16 protein-coding genes are annotated in these 19,403 nt (G+C 43.3%); 9 read left to right on the top strand and 7 right to left on the bottom strand.

What is annotated here, in order from left to right:
* Window positions 1–19: 19 nt before the first annotated feature.
* The 3 genes from R7D93_RS18740 (at window position 20) to fldA (ending at window position 1,703) form a co-directional block, all read left to right on the top strand.
* Window positions 20–787, top strand: a complete 768-nt coding sequence (locus tag R7D93_RS18740; RefSeq protein WP_017634814.1) for an alpha/beta fold hydrolase — start codon at window positions 20–22, stop codon at window positions 785–787.
* Window positions 788–899: 112 nt separating this feature from the next.
* Window positions 900–1,121 (top strand): DUF2788 domain-containing protein, encoded by a 222-nt coding sequence (locus R7D93_RS18745; protein ID WP_005393038.1) that lies wholly within the window; start codon window positions 900–902, stop codon window positions 1,119–1,121.
* Window positions 1,122–1,169: 48 nt separating this feature from the next.
* Window positions 1,170–1,703: a flavodoxin FldA gene (gene fldA, locus R7D93_RS18750; RefSeq protein WP_005382146.1), complete on the top strand. Its 534-nt coding sequence runs from the start codon at window positions 1,170–1,172 to the stop codon at window positions 1,701–1,703.
* A 52-nt stretch (window positions 1,704–1,755) separates the two neighbouring features.
* Here fldA and R7D93_RS18755 read toward each other — a convergent pair whose 3' ends face one another.
* Window positions 1,756–2,259, bottom strand: coding sequence for a DUF4442 domain-containing protein (locus R7D93_RS18755; RefSeq protein WP_005382144.1), 504 nt, complete (start codon window positions 2,257–2,259; stop codon window positions 1,756–1,758).
* A 200-nt stretch (window positions 2,260–2,459) separates the two neighbouring features.
* On the opposite strand from R7D93_RS18755, the gene fcrX reads away from it, so the two are divergent.
* Window positions 2,460–2,909 carry a ferric iron uptake transcriptional regulator FcrX gene (gene fcrX, locus R7D93_RS18760; RefSeq protein ID WP_005382141.1) on the top strand — a complete coding sequence of 150 codons (450 nt, stop codon included), beginning with the start codon at window positions 2,460–2,462 and terminating at the stop codon, window positions 2,907–2,909.
* A 222-nt stretch (window positions 2,910–3,131) separates the two neighbouring features.
* Here fcrX and glnS read toward each other — a convergent pair whose 3' ends face one another.
* Both glnS and nagE read right to left on the bottom strand, forming a co-directional pair.
* Window positions 3,132–4,802 carry a glutamine--tRNA ligase gene (gene glnS, locus R7D93_RS18765; RefSeq protein ID WP_005382124.1) on the bottom strand — a complete coding sequence of 557 codons (1,671 nt, stop codon included), beginning with the start codon at window positions 4,800–4,802 and terminating at the stop codon, window positions 3,132–3,134.
* Window positions 4,803–5,078: 276 nt separating this feature from the next.
* On the bottom strand, window positions 5,079–6,572 hold the full coding sequence (nagE, locus tag R7D93_RS18770) for an N-acetylglucosamine-specific PTS transporter subunit IIBC (RefSeq protein WP_005384985.1): 1,494 nt from the start codon (window positions 6,570–6,572) through the stop codon (window positions 5,079–5,081).
* Between the two features lie 489 nt (window positions 6,573–7,061).
* On the opposite strand from nagE, the gene nagA reads away from it, so the two are divergent.
* The 4 genes from nagA to asnB all read left to right on the top strand — a co-directional run bounded on the left by nagA (window position 7,062) and on the right by asnB (window position 12,981).
* Window positions 7,062–8,198 (top strand): N-acetylglucosamine-6-phosphate deacetylase, encoded by a 1,137-nt coding sequence (gene nagA / locus R7D93_RS18775; protein WP_005384983.1) that lies wholly within the window; start codon window positions 7,062–7,064, stop codon window positions 8,196–8,198.
* Window positions 8,199–8,200: 2 nt separating this feature from the next.
* The gene (gene nagC, locus R7D93_RS18780) at window positions 8,201–9,415 is read left to right on the top strand and encodes a DNA-binding transcriptional regulator NagC (protein WP_130546540.1); all 1,215 of its coding nucleotides are present in this window, start codon (window positions 8,201–8,203) and stop codon (window positions 9,413–9,415) included.
* A gap of 81 nt (window positions 9,416–9,496) precedes the next feature.
* The gene (locus R7D93_RS18785; protein ID WP_047102890.1) at window positions 9,497–11,086 is read left to right on the top strand and encodes a cation:proton antiporter family protein; all 1,590 of its coding nucleotides are present in this window, start codon (window positions 9,497–9,499) and stop codon (window positions 11,084–11,086) included.
* Between the two features lie 230 nt (window positions 11,087–11,316).
* Entirely contained in the window at window positions 11,317–12,981 is a 1,665-nt protein-coding gene (gene asnB / locus R7D93_RS18790) for an asparagine synthase B (RefSeq protein WP_130546539.1), read from the top strand.
* A 115-nt stretch (window positions 12,982–13,096) separates the two neighbouring features.
* Here asnB and rfaH read toward each other — a convergent pair whose 3' ends face one another.
* A complete protein-coding gene (gene rfaH, locus R7D93_RS18795) occupies window positions 13,097–13,597 on the bottom strand; it encodes a transcription/translation regulatory transformer protein RfaH (RefSeq protein WP_005382098.1) in 501 nt (166 codons plus the stop codon).
* Window positions 13,598–13,930: 333 nt separating this feature from the next.
* On the opposite strand from rfaH, the gene R7D93_RS18800 reads away from it, so the two are divergent.
* Complete coding sequence (locus tag R7D93_RS18800; protein WP_005382097.1) at window positions 13,931–15,319, top strand: peptide MFS transporter; 1,389 nt, start codon at window positions 13,931–13,933, stop codon at window positions 15,317–15,319.
* 49 nt (window positions 15,320–15,368) lie between these two features.
* Here the strand turns inward: R7D93_RS18800 and hemH are convergent, their stop codons facing one another.
* The 3 genes from hemH to htpG all read right to left on the bottom strand — a co-directional run bounded on the left by hemH (window position 15,369) and on the right by htpG (window position 19,368).
* Complete coding sequence (gene hemH, locus R7D93_RS18805) at window positions 15,369–16,331, bottom strand: ferrochelatase (RefSeq protein ID WP_005382095.1); 963 nt, start codon at window positions 16,329–16,331, stop codon at window positions 15,369–15,371.
* Between the two features lie 167 nt (window positions 16,332–16,498).
* A complete protein-coding gene (gene adk / locus R7D93_RS18810) occupies window positions 16,499–17,143 on the bottom strand; it encodes an adenylate kinase (RefSeq protein ID WP_005382094.1) in 645 nt (214 codons plus the stop codon).
* A 320-nt stretch (window positions 17,144–17,463) separates the two neighbouring features.
* Window positions 17,464–19,368 (bottom strand): molecular chaperone HtpG, encoded by a 1,905-nt coding sequence (gene htpG / locus R7D93_RS18815; RefSeq protein ID WP_225497020.1) that lies wholly within the window; start codon window positions 19,366–19,368, stop codon window positions 17,464–17,466.
* Window positions 19,369–19,403 lie beyond the last annotated feature (35 nt).

Below are 19,403 nucleotides of genomic sequence, written 5' to 3' on the forward strand. Positions count from 1 at the left end.
CCATCACGAATAAGATAAAATGTCAGCATTACTCAACTATAAGCAGGAAGGCCAAGGCCAAACAGTTGTTTTGATTCACGGATTGTTTGGTAGTTTAAGTAATCTGGGTCTACTCGCCCGCGATCTTATTAAAGATCACACGGTGATCAGTATTGATCTGAGAAATCACGGCCTCTCTTTCCACTCCGAAGTCCATAACTATACCGATATGGCAAAAGATGTGGCTCAGCTCCTTCAGCACTTAAACGTTGAGCCATCTATTGTTATTGGGCACTCCATGGGCGGAAAAGTCGCGATGGCTCTTGTGGACATTGCTCCAAATGTAGTCAAGAAGTTAGTCGTTCTCGACATGGCGCCTGTTGCCTACACTACGAACCGTCACGATAATGTTTTTAACGGCTTACATGCTGTTATTAATGAAAAACCAGCAAATCGACAGCAAGCCATGGATATCCTAGCTCAACATATTGAACTCGATGGTGTAAGACAATTTCTCTCTAAATCACTGTACAAAAATGGCGATAAGATGGATTGGCGGTTTAACGTACCGAGCCTTTTTGATAATTATGACCAAATTATTGGCTGGCAAGAAATCACACCAACAGATATCCCAACTTTGTTTATCAAAGGCGGCGACTCTGACTACTTAATGCCAGAACATCAGCCGGCAGTGAAGCGACAATTTAACCATGCTAAAGCACACATTATCGCTGGCACTGGTCACTGGTTACACGCCGAGAAACCGACAGAAGTAATGAGAGTCATTCGAAAATACATTTCGAGTTAACAAATTCGAAAAGCAACACTAGATTATTGAAATAACCCTTCTTGTAGTGCATTAACTTTACCGTTTAACAGTGGTATAGTGCGCCCAAGATTTTTCGGCATGAAGGGCTAAAATGCTTTACGACTATATGGATATGCTCGAGTCTATTGGGCTCGATCTTCTTTTTGCTGCTATCTTTTTTTTCATCGGGATGGCGATAAAAGATGTGCTAAAGCAAGGCAATGTACCTGTTTTTGGTCGTCGTATTGTGTGGTTAGTCCTTTTCCTAGGCTGTGCTGGCTTTATTGCAAAAGGTGTAATTCAGCTAACTTGGGAAGGCTCAGGGTTAGGTTAAACCCTTAGTAGCACCGCCAATAACAAACAATGTAAAGGTATAGACTCTATGGCAAGTGTAGGTATCTTCTTCGGTAGCGACACAGGTAATACTGAAGCCGTTGCAAAGATGATTCAAAAGCAACTAGGTAAACATCTAGTTCACGTTCAAGACATCGCGAAAAGCAGCAAAGAAGACATTGATAACTTCGATCTTCTTCTTCTAGGTATCCCAACTTGGTACTACGGCGAAGCACAATGTGATTGGGATGACTTCTTCCCTGAACTTGAGCAAATCGACTTCTCTACTAAGCTAGTGGCTATCTTTGGCTGTGGCGACCAAGAAGACTACGCAGAATACTTCTGTGACGCGATGGGCACAGTCCGTGATATCGTTGAGTCTAAAGGCGGCACAATTCTTGGCCATACCTCGACAGAAGGCTACGAATTTGAAGCGTCTAAAGCACTTGTTGAAGGTGACGAAAGCCAATTCGTAGGTCTATGTATTGATGAAGACCGCCAACCAGAATTGACTGACGAGCGTGTTGAAAGCTGGGTTAAACAGATCTATGAAGAGATGTGTTTAGCTGAGCTAGAAGGCTAATCAAATTGAATGATGCAAAGACCTCCACTTGGAGGTCTTTTTGTATGTATTGTCACACAGCATCGGTAAGTACTTCCTCTTCGCGATACTGAGGTTTCTTTCTTACATAAAGCTTGCGTTGAACCTCTGAAACCACATTCCCCTGTTTATCTTTTACATGAGTAATAAACTCAGGAAAACACTTTTCTCCATTCCGTGTCATTTGATAAATGTTTTCCAGCATCCCTTCAGTGACCTCAAATTCTGCAAACAAATCACTTTGCCCCGGCTTAATAAAGTTAATGCTTGCCTCTTTATCCCACACATAATATTCCTCTCGTAGAATCCCCATCAGCATCAACGAGTAAATAGGATCAGTTAAAGAGAAAATACTGCCGCCATATTGGGTGCGATTGGCATTTTTATTCCACCAGCGAAGCTTTAAACGTACCTTTACAGTACGGAAGTCTTGAGAAATATGTAAGATTTTAATACCCGCCCCCCAAAAAGGAGGCCAAATATTGAGTGCGAACTTTACAATTCCTGGTTTGTATATTTTCGCTAGTCGCCTATTCATCGCTATCTCTGCCCTCTCCAAGCTTAATGTTACATAATTGTAACTGGTCAGAGCTGTAATATAATAGACCTGTTTCTAATTTACAAAAAGATTCTATTAACCCTTTGAAGTTCGTGGTTTAATGTTCCGAACGCTTATCCTATAATGGTAGGAAGATTGAATTCTGTTAAATCGCTGCAGATGATCCAACGGGAAAGTATATGTCAGATAATAATCAGGCGCTGAAGGATGCGGGTTTAAAAGTAACCCTTCCGAGGCTAAAAATTCTAGAAGTACTTCAGCAGCCAGACTGCCAGCACATCAGTGCTGAAGATTTGTACAAAAAGTTGATTGATCTAGGTGAAGAAATTGGCCTAGCAACTGTTTACCGAGTTCTAAACCAGTTCGACGATGCTGGTATTGTAACTCGTCACCACTTTGAAGGTGGAAAGTCAGTCTTCGAATTATCGACTCAACATCACCACGACCACCTAGTGTGCCTAGACTGTGGTGAGGTAATTGAATTTTCTGACGATCTTATTGAAGAACGTCAAAAAGAGATTGCAGCTAAGTACAATGTCACACTAACAAACCACAGCTTATACTTGTACGGCAAGTGTAGCGATGGTGGTTGTAAAGACAATCCAGATGCACACAAACCGAAAAAATAAGGGTTTGTTAATTTAAAAAGTAAACGTCAGCACATGCTGGCGTTTTTTGTTTCTAGAAGTCAGAACCTTAGACGTCAGTACTTTGGTTACAGAACAAAAGCTACTAAACACCCATCTTTTTTCTCCACAGTTTTGCACATCTATATAGCACTCTGTGGGATTAGGTATAAAAAATGCCAGCGTTTGCTGGCATTTTTTCATCGTTCTCAGCATTAATTGAGATTATTGATTCTCAATTTTTGCCCAGGTATCACGTAGACCAACCGTGCGGTTGAATACTAGATTATCTGCTGAAGAGTCTTTCGAGTCTGCACAGAAGTAACCCATACGTTCAAACTGGTAACCTTTTTCTGCTTCTGCGGAAGCTAGGCTAGGCTCGACGAAGCCATTGATCACAACTAATGATTCAGGGTTGATAGTAGAAGCAAAATCTTCCGCTGCGCCTGGGTTTGGCACCGTAAATAAACGATCGTACAGACGAATTTCCGCTGGAAGAGCTTTATCAGCTGACACCCAATGAATAACGCCTTTCACTTTACGACCATCTGCTGGGTTTTTACCTAGCGTATCTGCATCGTAAGAACAGAAGATCGTTGTGATGTTGCCTTCGGCATCTTTTTCAACGCGCTCAGCTTTGATCACGTAAGCACCACGTAAACGAACTTCTTTACCTAGCACTAAACGCTTGTACTTTTTGTTCGCTTCTTCACGGAAGTCTTCACGCTCAATCCACAATTCACGCGTGAATGGCACTTCACGCACGCCCATTTCAGGTTTATTTGGGTGGTTGGCAACTGTCAAGTTTTCTACTGCGCCTGCTTCAAAGTTTTCGATAACAACTTTAACAGGATCCAGTACAGCCATTGCACGCGGAGCGTTCTCGTTTAGGTCATCACGAATACAAGATTCTAATGAACTAAACTCGATCATATTTTCTTGCTTCGTTACACCAATACGCTTACAAAACTCACGAATAGATGCAGGTGTGAAGCCACGACGACGCAGACCTGAGACAGTCGGCATACGTGGATCATCCCAACCATTAACCAGTTTTTCAGTAACTAGCTGGTTAAGCTTACGCTTAGACATCACTGTGTATTCAAGGTTTAAACGACTGAACTCGTATTGATGTGGACGGCTTTCGATCGTGATGTTGTCTAGAACCCAATCGTACAGACGACGGTTATCCATGAATTCAAGCGTACAAATAGAGTGCGTAATGCCTTCTAATGCATCAGAAATACAGTGCGTAAAGTCGTACATTGGGTAAATGCACCACTTATCACCAGTTTGGTGGTGCGTAGCAAAACGCACTCGGTATAAAACTGGATCGCGCATGACCATGAATGAAGAACCCATGTCGATTTTAGCACGAAGACACGCTTTACCTTCTTCAAATTCACCAGCGCGCATTTTTTCAAACAACGCCAAGTTCTCTTCAACAGAACGGTCACGGTATGGACTTGGTTTACCTGGCGCCTTTAGTGTGCCGCGGTATTCACGAATTTGCTCTGGACTTAGCTCATCTACGTACGCTAAGCCTTTGTTAATCAATTCAATTGCATATTCGTAAAGCTTATCGAAGTAGTTTGATGAGTAACATACTTCACCACTCCACTCAAAGCCCAACCAGTTTACATCTTTCTTGATAGACTCAACGTATTCGATGTCTTCTTTTTCAGGGTTTGTATCGTCGAAACGCAGATTACATTGACCCTGGTAGTCCTGAGCAATACCGAAGTTCAAACAGATAGACTTAGCATGACCGATATGCAGGTAGCCATTTGGCTCCGGCGGGAATCGAGTATGCACGCTAGTGTGTTTACCATCCGCTAGATCTTTATCAATGATCTGGCGAATAAAGTTTGATGGACGAGCATCAGCTTCACTCATCTATAGCACCTCAAAAATATTAGTATTGTCAGAGAAAACGGAACCCTGTATCCAAGTATGGTTTCACAGAGTACATTGTTCCTAATGATCCACAATTCTAAGCAATTAGACAACAAGAACTCGCTCTAAAACGACAATATTTATCGAGTTAGCGTGAAAGCAAAGCAGATTCAAAGGGCCTAAACGAAAAAAGGCCTCCTGCGGAGGCCTTTTGCGATGTTGTAGTATCAATTGTTTGCAATACCAATAACAAACAATCACACCACTATTAAACAGTTAAGCTGGTAGCTGAACACCACTTAAGTCTTCATCTTTAGATACATTCTTCATCTCACCAGCAACAATCTCTGCTAGTGGACCAAGGATAACTTGTAAGTTGTTTGTACCTAGCTTCACAACTCCCATAGCTCCAAGATCTTTCAGAGTTTTCTCATTGATAACGCTCATATCTTTCACAGAAAGGCGCAAACGAGTAATACAGGCATCGATAGAACTTAGGTTGTCATGACCGCCAAGTGCTTTCAAGTACTGACGAGCAAGCTCTGAAGAATTGCTTGATCCAGCCACGTTAGATGAAGCTTCTTCATCATCTTCACGTCCCGGTGTTTTAAGGCCAAACTTAACAATCACGGTACGGAACACGAAGTAGTAAACCGCAAAGAAACCAAGACCTTGTACAATGAGCATGTACCAGTTTACCGCTAGCGGGTTACGAGTCGACAATACTAAGTCGACTAAACCAGCAGAGAAACCGAAACCTGCAATCCACTGCATTGATGCCGCGATATAAACTGATAGACCAGTCAGCGCTGCGTGAAGAACGTACAGTCCTGGAGCAAGGAACATGAATGCAAATTCAAGTGGTTCTGTTACACCTGTAAAGAATGAAGCAAACGCAGCTGCAATCATGATAGATGCCACTTTCTCTTTATTCTTTGATTTCGCAGTATGGTACATCGCTAGAGCAGCGCCTGGTAAACCAAACATCATGATTGGGAAGAAGCCCGCTTGGTACATCCCCGTAACACCTACCGTTGCCGTGCCTTCAGCTAATGATTTCGCACCGCCAAGGAAGTTTGGAATGTCATTAATACCAGCAACATCAAACCAGAACACTGAGTTTAGTGCATGGTGCAGACCAACAGGAATTAGAAGACGGTTGAAGAATGCGTAAACACCTGCACCTGCTTCACCCATACCTTGAATGCTTTCACCAAAACTTACCAGACCGCCGTAAACTGATGGCCAAACGTACATCAGGATGAACGCAATAACGATACCAGCAAAAGACGTTAGGATCGGTACAAGACGCTTGCCAGAGAAAAACGCCAGTGCTTTGTGCAGCTCTACGTGAGAAAAACGGTTGTACAACTCAGCAGAAACAATACCAACCAAGATACCGACGAACTGGTTATTGATTTTACCAAATGCAGCAGGTACTTCACTTGGGTCAATGCCTTGAATTTGTGATACTGCACCAGGGGCCAAAAGCGTTGTGACAACTAAGAAGCCCACGAAACCTGAAAGTGCAGCGGCGCCATCTTTGTCTTTAGACATTCCGTAAGCAACACCAACAGCGAACAATACTGACATATTGTCAATGATCGCTGCACCAGCTTTAATAAGAAATGCAGCAAGTGCACTGTTTGCGCCCCAGCCATTTGGGTCGATCCAGTAGCCAATACCCATGAGTATTGCTGCTGCAGGAAGTGTGGCAACCGGCACCATAAGCGCCTTACCCACCTTCTGGAAGTATCCGAGAATGTTCACCTTAAGTTCCCCCTATAGGATTAGATGTTATGTTGAATGACTTATTTCAGCCGTCCAATTTAGTCATCCTAAGTTTATGATATTAATTTTGCTCCGCAAATTAAAAGCTCACCGTTTGTGATCATAATCACCACAATTTGCCCTTTCGGAAGGTTTTTGCTAGCGAGATCATAAAACTTATTTTATTATACGAAAAAATGGCGTTTTAAAGATAATATTCTCGCACTTTATGCAAGGCAGAATCAGTGTTATTTTGGTATCTAGGCGGGTAAATCACTGTAACTTTGCTCTGAAAAAGAATCATAAAAAACCATACAATTATTACTTTTCAGTTAGTTACTATGACAATAACATCGATAAAACGCGACTTGCTGTATGTGACTCGTTATCTAATTCAGTGATACAAACTAAGTACCCATATGACTGAAGCAGTCTCTACTTAGATAACGATATAGAAATTGAATTCTCATCTATAAGGACTAGCTGACTATGTACGCGCTAAGTAACTGTAAAATTTATACCGGTAGTGATGTTCTTACCGATCATGCGGTCATCATCGAAAACGATCTTATTCAATCTATTGTGCCGGTTTCTGAGCTACCTCAAAGCATCGAAGTAAAAGACCTGGCAGGCGCTAATCTAAGTCCAGGCTTTATCGATCTGCAGTTGAACGGTTGTGGCGGTGTAATGCTAAACGATGCAATTACCCCTGAAACCATGCAAATCATGCACCAGGCAAACCTCAAATCTGGCTGTACTAGCTTCCTGCCAACACTCATTACGTCATCTGATGAAGATATGCGAACTGCAATTGCCGCAGCTCGTGAGTACCACAACAAGTATCAAAATCAATCGCTTGGTTTACACCTCGAAGGTCCTTACCTTAACGTCGCGAAAAAAGGCATCCATAACGTCGATTTTATTCGCCCATCAGACGAAAGCATGATCGACCTTATCTGCGCAAACGCCGATATCGTAGCGAAAGTAACGCTAGCACCTGAGCATAACGACCCAGAGCATATTGCGCGATTAAAGGCTGCTGGCATCGTGGTTTCAATTGGCCACACAAATGCAACCTACGCCGAAGCACGTAAAAGCTTTGAAGCAGGCATTACTTTTGCTACACACCTCTTTAATGCAATGACACCAATGGTTGGTCGTGAACCAGGAGTTGTTGGTGCAATTTACGATACTCCTGACGTATACGCTGGCATTATTGCTGATGGTTTTCACGTCGACTACGCAAACATCCGAATTGCTCATAAAATCAAAGGTGAAAAGCTTGTTTTGGTGACGGATGCCACAGCTCCAGCAGGTGCTAACATTGATCACTTTATTTTTGTCGGTAAGAAAGTATATTACCGAGATGGTAAGTGTGTTGATGAAAATGGCACGCTAGGCGGCTCAGCTTTGACAATGATTGAAGCAGTTCAGAATTCAGTTGAGCACGCGGGGATCGCTTTAGACGAAGCTCTACGAATGGCCACGTTATACCCAGCAACAGCAATTGGTGTTGAGGATCGCCTTGGCCGAGTTCGAAAAGGGATGGTTGCAAACCTGACTATTTTCGATCGTGACTTTAAAGTAAAAGCGACGGTTGTTAACGGACAATACGAGCAAAATTAAGCATGAATGGCGGACAGATTGGTAATGTAGATTTAGTAAAACAGCTTAACAGCGCTGCGGTATATAGGCTGATTGATCAGCAAGGTCCTATCTCCCGTATTCAAGTCGCAGATGTGAGCCAGCTCGCACCTGCTAGTGTTACCAAAATAACCCGCCAACTTTTAGAGCGCGGCCTTATTAAGGAGGTCGCCCAGCAAGCTTCAACTGGTGGTCGTCGTGCAATCTCTCTGACCACCGAAGTCAAACCCTTCCACTCTATTGCGGTTCGCTTAGGTCGAGATTACGTACAGTTCAGTTTATACGATTTAGGTGGCACCGCGCTTGCAGAAGATCAGCATGAATTGCACTACACTAACCAAGCAGACTTAATCGCAGGGCTTATCGATTTATTAAAAGATTTCGTAAGCCGTTGCGAAGACAAAATTGATCAACTCATCGCTATCGGCATCACTTTACCGGGCCTTGTTAACCCAACAACTGGCGTGGTCGAATACATGCCTAATACCGATATCGATAATCTTGCTCTCGGTGAAATTGTTGGAGAGAAGTTTAATACAGCATGCTTTGTTGGCAACGACGTACGTGGCATGGCGTTGGCTGAGCACTACTTTGGAGCAAGCCAAGACTGCCAGGATTCTATTTTGGTTAGCGTCCACCGCGGTACTGGCGCAGGTATTATCGTTAACGGCCAGGTTTTTCTTGGTTTTAACCGCAACGTCGGTGAAATTGGTCATATCCAAATTGACCCGCTTGGTGAGCAATGCCAATGTGGAAACTTTGGCTGTTTAGAAACCGTAGCTGCAAACCCAGCGATTATTCAACGAGTGAAGCAACTGATTACTCAAGGATACGAATCAAGCTTAACCGACCTTGAAGACATCACAATTGAAGCGGTATGTCAGCACGCAATGAATGGTGATGAACTTGCGAAACAGAGTTTAGTGCGAGTGGGCAACCAGCTAGGTAAAGCGATTGCGATTACGGTTAACTTATTTAATCCACAGAAAATTGTAATTGCTGGCGATATTACTGCAGCACAAGATATTGTTTTCCCTGCAATTCAACGCAATGTAGAGAATCAATCTCTTAAAACTTTCCATAACGACCTCCCTATCGTAGCTTCTCACATTGATAAGCAGCCAACGATGGGCGCATTTGCGATGATTAAACGCGCTATGCTGAACGGAGTTTTGTTACAAAAGTTACTGGAAGACTAAGTTTATACAACCAATTGAGTTACAATCTCGGGCTGTGTTTTCACAGCCCGTTTTTGTATATCAGGAATACAGCTTAACAGTATGGAAATTATTCTAATTACAGCCGCTTTTTTAGCTGGTTTTATTGCGCTTAAATGCAGCCTCCCTCCCCTCGTTGGTTTTCTACTAGCTGGATTTGGCTTGCATGCATTTGGTTACCAAAGCAATGACGTTATCGTCACTCTCGCAGATCTTGGTGTTACTCTTCTTCTGTTTACTATTGGACTCAAACTCGATGTAAAAACCCTGCTGTCCAAAGAAATATGGGGAGGGGCAACCGCCCACAACATACTCTCTACCGCTTTTTTTGCCCTAGCGTTATCCGGCTTAAAACTACTGGGCTTGACTTCGCTAGCCAGTATGGACGGCAGCCAAATCCTGCTTTTAGCTTTTGCACTATCGTTCTCTAGTACCGTTTTTGCCGTAAAAGCATTGCAAGAAAAAGGCGAAATGAACGCGACCTACGGCACACTCGCGATCGGTATCTTGGTTATGCAAGATATTTTTGCCGTAGTATTCCTGACTGCTTCAACCGGAAAAGTCCCAGAATGGTATGCCATCGGTTTGTTCGCACTGCCTTTCCTTCGTCCTCTATTCTATAAGCTGCTCGATAAAGTTGGCCACGGCGAAATGCTAGTGCTATTCGGTATTTTCTTCGCGCTCGTTATCGGTGCTGGGCTATTCGAGTTGGTCGGGATGAAACCAGACTTGGGCGCGCTAATTTTAGGCATGCTACTCGCAGGTCACCCAAAAGCCTCAGAACTATCCAAGTCATTATTCAATATGAAGGAGCTCTTTTTAGTCTGCTTCTTTTTAAACATTGGTTTATCCGCCTCATTGAGCGTGAATGGCGTCGTTCTCGCCCTGCTATTTATCTTACTGCTACCAATCAAAGGACTCTTGTACTTCGTCACTATTAATCATTTTAAGTTTCGAGTACGTACCTCTTTGCTCGCCTCTTTATCACTATTTAACTACAGTGAGTTTGGTCTGATTGTTGCTGGGTTGGCCTATAAAATGGGCTGGATGCCAAGTGATATGCTTGCTGCGATTGCGGTTGCGGTGTCGGTATCCTTTGTAATTTCCGCGCCACTTAACCGCCTTAGCCATAAAATTTATCAACATTCAGGTAAGTGGCTGCAAGAGACAGCGGTAGAAAAGCTCAATCAACGCGACCAACTCATCAACCCAGGTCATGCCCAAGTATTGATCTTAGGTATGGGGCGTATTGGGACGGGCGCTTATGATGAGCTACGCTCACGCTATGGCAAAATTTCATTGGGTATAGAAATTCGTGAAGACGCTGCACATCATCATCGTTCAGAAGGAAGAAATGTTATTTCTGGTGATGCCACCGACCCGGATTTCTGGGAGCGAATTTTAGATACAGGTCATGTAAAACTGGTTCTGCTTGCAATGCCACATCATCAAGGTAACCAAACAGCACTTGAGCAGCTTAAACGCAGAAAATATAAGGGGCAAATTGCCGCTATCGCCGAATACCCAGATCAATTGGAAGGCTTACTTGAAAATGGCGTTGACGCAGCATTCAATATTTATAGTGAAGCTGGTAGCGGTTTTGCTCGACACGTCTGTAAACAACTTCAGCCTAAATTCACACCAATTAAATAAGCAACAGCACTGATATTTTTCGGAAGGCTTTCTATTGATAGAAAGCCTTTTTTGTATAGTTTTTATACCAAACCTTGATCTCATTCACCAAAACAACGGTTGAGTTAAATATTTTCCATACAACAAGGCCTTTTATCATTTTTTTAATCACAAAACGTTGCTTTTTTTATTAGTAATGGCAAATTTAAACCATACCGATTAGAAATTGTTTAGTTTAGTAAGGATGTAGTATGTGTTCAGTATTTGGCATTTTAGACATTAAAAGCGATGCAGCCGCATTGCGCCCTATCGCATTAGAGATGTCGAAAAAACTTCGTCACCGTGGCCCAGACTGGTCTGGGATTTACTCTTCAGAGCGTGCTATTTTAGCGCACGAGCGCTTGGCGATAGTTGGTCTAAATAGTGGTGCACAGCCGCTATACAGCCCTGATAAGAAGCTCATCCTTGCCGTCAATGGTGAAATCTACAACCATAAAGAAATTCGTGATCGTTACGAAGGAAAGTACGAATTTCAAACCGATTCAGACTGTGAAGTCATTCTTGCACTTTACCAAGATATGGGGGCAGATCTCCTTGAAGAACTAAACGGTATTTTCGCTTTTGTGCTCTACGACGAAGAAAAAGATGAGTATTTAGTCGGCCGTGACCATATTGGTATTATCCCTCTTTATCAAGGTCACGATGAGCATGGTAACTACTATGTGGCATCAGAGATGAAGGCTCTTGTTCCAGTATGTAAAACAGTAAGTGAATTCCCTCCTGGTAGCTACTACAGCTCTAAAGATACTGAGCCAACACGTTACTATGTTCGTGACTGGAACGAGTACGCAGCAGTACAAGGTAACAGCACTAGCAAAGAAGAATTGACTGAAGCGCTAGAAGCGGCTGTTAAACGCCAACTAATGACTGACGTGCCTTACGGTGTACTTCTTTCAGGCGGTCTAGATTCTTCTATTACATCTGCGGTAGCAAAACGCTTTGCAGCGATGCGTATTGAAGATGATGAAAAGTCTGAAGCTTGGTGGCCTCAACTGCACTCTTTTGCTGTTGGCCTAGAAGGCGCGCCTGACCTGAAAGCAGCTCGCGAAGTTGCCGACCAAATTGGTACCGTTCACCACGAAATGACGTACACGATTCAAGAAGGTTTGGACGCGATTCGTGACGTGATTTACCACATTGAAACGTATGACGTGACGACTATCCGCGCATCAACACCTATGTTCTTAATGGGTCGTAAGATCAAAGCGATGGGTATCAAGATGGTATTGTCTGGTGAGGGCGCTGACGAAATCTTTGGTGGCTACCTTTACTTCCACAAGGCGCCAAACGCGAAAGAGTTCCACGAGGAGACAGTGCGTAAACTGCTTGCTCTGAACATGTTCGACTGTGCTCGTGCTAACAAGTCGCTGGCAGCATGGGGAGTTGAAGGACGCGTACCTTTCCTAGATAAAGAGTTCATAGATGTAGCAATGCGCTTGAACCCAGCAGACAAGATGTGTGGCAACGGTAAAATGGAGAAACACATCCTTCGTGAGTGCTTCGAGCACTACCTGCCAGAATCGATCGCATGGCGTCAAAAAGAGCAATTCTCTGATGGCGTTGGCTACAGCTGGATCGATACGCTGAAAGAAGTCGCGGAACAGAAAGTGACAGACCAGCAGATGGAAACAGCTCAATATCGATTCCCATACAACACGCCAACGACAAAAGAAGGCTACGTGTACCGTGAAATCTTTGAAGAGTTATTCCCACTTCCATCAGCAGCAGAGTGTGTACCAGGAGGCCCTTCAGTAGCGTGTTCTTCAGCGAAGGCGATTGAATGGGATGAATCGTTCCAAAACTGTGTTGACCCATCAGGTCGTGCAGTACAGACCGTTCACAACGACTCATACTAATTCTCTACGATAAAGATAAGGGTCGGTTCGTCCAACCCTTTTAAAACAGACAGAAAATTAGATACGATCAAAAAGAGGTGCTTTTGCACCTCTTTTTATGTTTGATGGAATTAGGCTATTTTAAATCTAAATCACTATTGTCTATGCTGACAGGCACACGCTTGGTGATCATCTGAACTAGCATAATTGAGCGTTTCTCACCATCTTGTTCTTGGAAGATGGCATCTATGCCCGCAAATTGACCGCTTTTAACTCTAATTTGATCGCCTGGTTTTGGCATACATTCAGAAACGGTATTGTCATTACAACACTTTTCTAGCTGCATCAATTCGAAGACCAAGTCACCTTGAACTTCTTTCGGTTGAGCACCAAAACGCACAAAGTCAACAACACCTCGAGTAGAGCGGACTGAGGTGAAGTTTGGCCCTTGCTCATAATCAAAGTAAGCGAATACGTAACAAGGAAACAGCGGTTCCTCGACTTTTTGTCTTTTACCGCGCAAAATCTTCTCAACTTCTACAGTTGGATAAAAGCACTCTACACCTTGATTTTCAAGGTGTTGTTTCGCCCTAACCTGCTCCCCACGTTTACAATAAAGTAGATACCAACGTTTCATCTTTTTACTAGCCAATTCTATTTTGTTTTTATCCTAGCATTAAGCCAAAGTTGAGTCATTGATATTCAGTTTATCTATAAAAGTATGATTATACATCGCTCGCATTAACGACATTTTTCAGTAACTTACGATAAAGAAGTCCATAGGCAAAAATGGAAATTAAGTTTGTAACACAACCAATACACCATCATATAATCTGCAAATCCAATCAAAAACAGCCACTTAACAAACAAAAATAGTTGAATGGCAAAATTTTATTATTTGTCACTCGTTGAATTGCATTGTATACGTAGAAGTCGTTAAAAAATGTAATAACTATTATTAGAAGAGCTTATGTCAAACCAACATCAATATTTTGGTCATCCACGTGGCCTGTTCTTATTGTTCGGTACAGAACTGTGGGAACGCTTTTCTTACTACGCAATGCGTGCCATTCTCGTGCTTTACCTTACTGATACAACAATGAATGGCGGCCTTGGCTGGTCAACCAAAGACGCATTAGACCTATACGGCATATACACAGGGCTTGTGTATATCACGCCTCTTATCGGTGGTTACCTAGCAGATAACTATTTAGGTCAACGTCGCTCAATTTTGCTTGGTGGCGCGTTAATGGCCATCGGCCAGTTTACTCTTGCACTTCCTGCTGATGCTTTAGGTATTGGTTCGCTACACAGTTTCTATTTAGGTCTTGGCCTACTTATCACTGGTAACGGTCTCTTTAAGCCAAATATCTCAACCATGGTTGGCGACCTTTATCAAGAAGGTGACAACCGTCGTGACGGCGCATTCACTATCTTTTATATGGGTATCAACTTAGGTGCATTACTTGCCGGCGTCGTTTCTGGCTCTGTGACAACCTCTTACGGTTGGAAAGCTGGCTTTGTTGCCGCTGGTGTGGGTATGCTGGTTAGCCTAGTGATGCAAATGGTACTGGCTCAATCATGGCTTGGTGATATTGGCCGCGAACCAGCGGCGAAACGAGATCTAAATAACAAAAACGCCACCACGAAGCAGCCACTCACCAAAGAAGAAGTGAATCGACTAAAAGTAATTCTGGTCATGAGCTTATTCACTATTGTCTTCTGGGCAGGCTTTGAACAAGCTGGTGGCCTGATGAACATCTACACTCAACAATATACTGATCGCATGATTGGTGGTTTCGAAGTTCCTGCTGCGTGGTTCCAATCACTAAACCCATTTTTCATTATTACTCTAGCGCCAGTTCTGGCTGTCCTTTGGGTAAAATTGGGTAAACGTGAACCTACTTCGCCAGTGAAATTTGCGATGGCACTATTTTTCTTGGCGATTGGTTTCCTTTGTATGGTTGGCGCAGTGCTAGAACAAGGTGGAGATACAACAGTAAAAACATCGATGTTATGGTTGGTCGGCGCTTTCTTCTTCCACACATTAGGCGAGCTGTGTTTATCTCCAATTGGTCTTTCATTGGTGACTAAATTAGCACCGCTTCGCTTAGCTTCACTTATGATGGGTGCATGGTTTGGCTGTAATGCGATTGCTAACTATGTTGCGGGCTATGTGGGTTCTCACGTAGGCGAGTTAGGCGCTATGGCTATCTTTAGTGGTATTGCGGTCAGCGCAACCGTAAGTGGCGTAATCTTGCTCCTGTTCTCTAATACACTCGTTCGCTGGATGCATGGCGCTGAAAATACGCACAGCACGGCAGAGCAAGTAGAAGAGCAGCAAGTACAAGTCGCTTGATCGCTCAACTAAACGTAGAAAGGGTCGCTATTGCGACCCTTTTTTGTATCTAAAGTTTAGATTTAACTAACTCAACCATCATCTCGATATGAAGTTCACTATCGTTCAAACAAGGGATGTAGGTAAAGTTTTCACCACCTGCTTCAAGGAAAATCTCTTTACACTCTTCCGAGATCTCTTCCAACGTCTCTAAACAATCTGAAGAAAATGCAGGGGTCACAACATTAATATTTTTCACACCCTTTGCAGGAAGTGCCTCTAGGGTCTTATCGGTATAAGGTTGAAGCCACTCTTCTCTCCCAAATCGGGACTGATACGTCATGCCAATTTGTTGTTCACTTAAACCTAACGCTTCCCCAAGCAAGCGAGTCGTCTCTTCACAATGCTGTGGGTAAACATCACCATTGTCAGCATAGCGTTTTGGAATACCATGATAAGAACACAGCAGGTAATCTCCCTGACCATTCTTTTGCCAATGTTCACGAACTGAATGCGCTAACGCTTCAATATATTTCGGGTGATTGTAATAATCACGAATAAAGCTAAAGCTTGGCATCACAGGCAGGTTTTTAAATGCTTTAGTGATTCCGTCAGAAACCGCTGCCGTTGTTGTTCCCGAGTATTGCGGATACAACGGTAAAACAATGACTTCATCAACGCCTTGCGCCAATAGGGCTTCAAAGCCTGATTGTAAACTTGGGTTACCATACGTCATACCAAGCTCTACAGGTATATCAAGCTTTTGTGCTAACTTTTCAGTTTGGCGTTTAGAGTACACCATCAACGGCGAGCCCTCTTCCATCCATACTGATTGATAGAGTTTGGCAACTTTAGGAGCTCGGATAGGAAGGATAACGCCGTGCAATAGTGGACACCAAAGCCATCGAGTCATGTCTACCACTCGGTGATCATGAAGAAACTGACTTAAAAAACGCTTTACGGCAGGAGCGGTTGGTGCGTCAGGAGTTCCCAGGTTAACTAGGAGTACACCCTGTTTATTATTCTCTTTCATAACATCCTATTCATGGTAAACGGCTTGGTTCATATATTTAAGTAACCTCGAAGTAACGAATAGCCGAGCTGAAGTTAATTAGATATATGTTTACGAGTAAACTAAAAAAAGCGACCACTTGGGCCGCTTTCAATATATCAAAATATTAAATTTTTGACTTCAGCAAATTAAGATAGTGCTTTCTCGATATCCGCACTAACTTCAGCTACTTGCTTAGTACCATCAAACTTAAGATACTTAGTCTTGCCTGCTTCAGCTTCTTTGCCGTAGTAGTTGATTAGCGGTGCAGTTTGCTCGTGGTAAACACCTAGACGAGCACGTACTGTTTCTTCTTTGTCATCATCACGAACAACAAGATCTTCACCAGTTACATCATCTTTACCTTCCACTTTAGGCGGGTTGTAAACCACGTGGTAAGTACGACCAGAAGGAAGGTGAGCACGACGACCAGCCATACGCTCAACAATCACATCGTCTGCAACGTCAAATTCGATAACGTAGTCTACGTCTACGCCCATTTCTTTTAGGCCGTCAGCTTGAGGGATAGTACGTGGGAAACCATCTAGTAGGAAACCGTTTGCACAGTCTTCTTGAGCGATGCGCTCTTTGATAAGACCAAGGATGATTTCATCAGAAACTAGCTGACCAGCGTCAATAACAGCTTTAGCTTGTTTACCAAGCTCTGTACCTGCTTTGATAGCAGCACGAAGCATATCACCAGTAGAGATTTGTGGAATACCGTATTTTTCCATGATGAAGTTTGCTTGTGTGCCTTTACCTGCACCTGGAGCACCTAGAAGAATGATGCGCATGATTTATCCTCTTTAATATTTAAGATTTATACCGAAGCTCACAATAGCTGACCTCTTAGACATCAAACCTGAGAAGCACCTGCAACGATAAGTTTCGGTATAACGTATATAGGCGAGCAAAAATACACGCCTTATTACTCACATTCAAGTCGCAGATTCTATCACAGGTTCTCTGAGCAAAGAGTGTATTAAGACTAAAGAATGTTAACAGTACCCTCTTTCACGCCCTATTGATTATTAACTCAGCACTTGAGATGCAAAATTTTGCGACAACAAACAAAAAGCTCGCGAAATGCGAGCTTTTTGATTTGCAGAGGTTATTACACCTTAGTCAAAAGTTGATTAACGGCTCCTAAGAACTCTGTTGGATCCTCAATAGAGCCTCGCTCCGCTAGCATTGCCTGACCAAGCAGAACTTCAACCCAGCGACCAAACGCTTCTTCATCGGCTTCGTCAGCCATACGCTTAACCAATTCGTGCTCAGGGTTTAGCTCAAAGATGTATTTCACTTCCGGTACAGCTTGACCAGCTGCCGCAAGAAGCTTCGCCATTTGAGTGCCCATTTCGTAATCGTCCGTTACCACAACAGCAGGCGTGGATGCGAGTTTGAAGGTCGTACGAACTTCTTTCACACGATCGCCTAGGTAAGACTTCGTGCGCTCTACAACCGACTTAAACTCTTCTTCGGTTTCTTTTTGCTTCTCTTTTTCTGCTTCATCTTCAAACTGACTTAGATCAAGCCCAGCCTTAGTGATTGACTGGAACTGTTTACCATCAAACTCAGTTAAGTAGTTCATCAGCCACTCATCAATGCGGTCGTACATCAAGATAACTTCAATGCCTTTCGCTTTGAACAGTTCTAAGTGAGGGCTGTTTTTCGCAGCTGCATAGCTGTCTGCCGTCAAGTAGTAGATCTTATCTTGACCTTCTTTCATGCGCTCAACGTAAGACGCCAAGCCCACAGTTTGCTCAGAAGAATCCACTTCAGTTGAAGCAAAGCGCAATAAACCTGCAACTTTCTCTTTGTTTGCAAAGTCCTCCGCAGGGCCCTCTTTCATCACAAGACCAAACTCTTTCCAGAATGATTGGTATTTCTCTTCGTCATTCTTGGCCATACGCTCGAGCATCGTTAGCACGCGCTTAGTACAAGCATTACGTAGAGACTGAGTCACTTTATTGTCTTGTAAAATCTCACGCGATACGTTTAGCGGTAAATCGTTTGAGTCTATTAAACCACGTACGAAGCGTAAGTATGACGGCATAAATTGCTCTGCATCGTCCATAATGAATACGCGCTGTACGTACAGTTTCAAGCCTGATTTGTGGTCGCGGTTCATCATATCCCAAGGTGCTTTCGATGGGATGTATAGTAAGCTCGTGTAGTCGTTTTTACCTTCTACACGGTTATGACTCCAGACCAAGGGATCGGCAAAGTCATGTGATACGTGCTTGTAGAACTCTTGATACTCTTCTTCTGAAATATCAGATTTGTTACGCGTCCACAGTGCCTGGGCTTTGTTGATTTGCTCCCACTTTTTCTCATCTGTTTCCTTGCCTTCGTCATCACGAACGACAGTTTGGATTGAAACAGGAATGCCGATGTGATCAGAGTACTTACTGATAACGTCACGTAGACGCCACTCATTCAAAAACTCTTTACCCTCTTCACGCATATGAAGAATGATGTCGGTACCACGTGACTCTTTGGTAATGTTTTCGATGGTGTACTCACCTTCACCCGCTGAGTGCCATTGTACCGCTTCATCAGCGGCTAGACCCGCAGCGCGAGTGCGCACGGTAACGGCGTCAGCAACGATAAATGCCGAGTAGAAACCAACACCAAACTGACCAATAAGCTGAGAGTCTTTGCTCTGCTCTTCAGATAGCTTTGAGAAAAACTCGGCTGTTCCAGATTTTGCGATTGTTCCTAAGTGCTCAATCACATCATCACGGCTCATACCGATACCGTTATCAGAAATGGTTAAGGTATTTGCGCTTTCATCAAACGACAGCTTCACGCAAAGGTCTGCATTACCTTCGTATAGATCTGGGTTAGATAACGCCTGAAAGCGCAGTTTGTCTGATGCATCTGATGCGTTAGAGATCAGCTCGCGCAAAAAGATCTCTTTATTTGAATAAAGAGAATGGATCATTAAATGCAGTAGTTGTTTTACTTCTGATTGAAAACCACGAGTTTCTTTATTTTGAGATACGGTTTCGCTCATGTGTGCTCCATAACATCTAAACTAATTGGCTTTTT

The organism is Vibrio sp. YT-15, assembly GCF_033337445.1.
In the GTDB taxonomy this organism is placed as follows: domain Bacteria; phylum Pseudomonadota; class Gammaproteobacteria; order Enterobacterales; family Vibrionaceae; genus Vibrio; species Vibrio alginolyticus.

What these genes read in the sequence shown, in the direction of transcription:
- rfaH (WP_005382098.1), bottom strand. Translation starts at nt 13,597, where the DNA reads ATGAAACGTTGGTATCTACTTTATTGTAAACGTGGGGAGCAGGTTAGG.
- glnS (WP_005382124.1), bottom strand. Translation starts at nt 4,802, where the DNA reads ATGAGTGAAGCTGATGCTCGTCCATCAAACTTTATTCGCCAGATCATT.
- hemH (WP_005382095.1), bottom strand. Translation starts at nt 16,331, where the DNA reads ATGAAAGAGAATAATAAACAGGGTGTACTCCTAGTTAACCTGGGAACT.
- R7D93_RS18755 (WP_005382144.1), bottom strand. Translation starts at nt 2,259, where the DNA reads ATGAATAGGCGACTAGCGAAAATATACAAACCAGGAATTGTAAAGTTC.
- asnB (WP_130546539.1), top strand. Translation starts at nt 11,317, where the DNA reads ATGTGTTCAGTATTTGGCATTTTAGACATTAAAAGCGATGCAGCCGCA.
- fldA (WP_005382146.1), top strand. Translation starts at nt 1,170, where the DNA reads ATGGCAAGTGTAGGTATCTTCTTCGGTAGCGACACAGGTAATACTGAA.
- adk (WP_005382094.1), bottom strand. Translation starts at nt 17,143, where the DNA reads ATGCGCATCATTCTTCTAGGTGCTCCAGGTGCAGGTAAAGGCACACAA.
- fcrX (WP_005382141.1), top strand. Translation starts at nt 2,460, where the DNA reads ATGTCAGATAATAATCAGGCGCTGAAGGATGCGGGTTTAAAAGTAACC.
- nagA (WP_005384983.1), top strand. Translation starts at nt 7,062, where the DNA reads ATGTACGCGCTAAGTAACTGTAAAATTTATACCGGTAGTGATGTTCTT.
- nagC (WP_130546540.1), top strand. Translation starts at nt 8,201, where the DNA reads ATGAATGGCGGACAGATTGGTAATGTAGATTTAGTAAAACAGCTTAAC.
- R7D93_RS18745 (WP_005393038.1), top strand. Translation starts at nt 900, where the DNA reads ATGCTTTACGACTATATGGATATGCTCGAGTCTATTGGGCTCGATCTT.
- htpG (WP_225497020.1), bottom strand. Translation starts at nt 19,368, where the DNA reads ATGAGCGAAACCGTATCTCAAAATAAAGAAACTCGTGGTTTTCAATCA.
- R7D93_RS18800 (WP_005382097.1), top strand. Translation starts at nt 13,931, where the DNA reads ATGTCAAACCAACATCAATATTTTGGTCATCCACGTGGCCTGTTCTTA.
- R7D93_RS18740 (WP_017634814.1), top strand. Translation starts at nt 20, where the DNA reads ATGTCAGCATTACTCAACTATAAGCAGGAAGGCCAAGGCCAAACAGTT.
- R7D93_RS18785 (WP_047102890.1), top strand. Translation starts at nt 9,497, where the DNA reads ATGGAAATTATTCTAATTACAGCCGCTTTTTTAGCTGGTTTTATTGCG.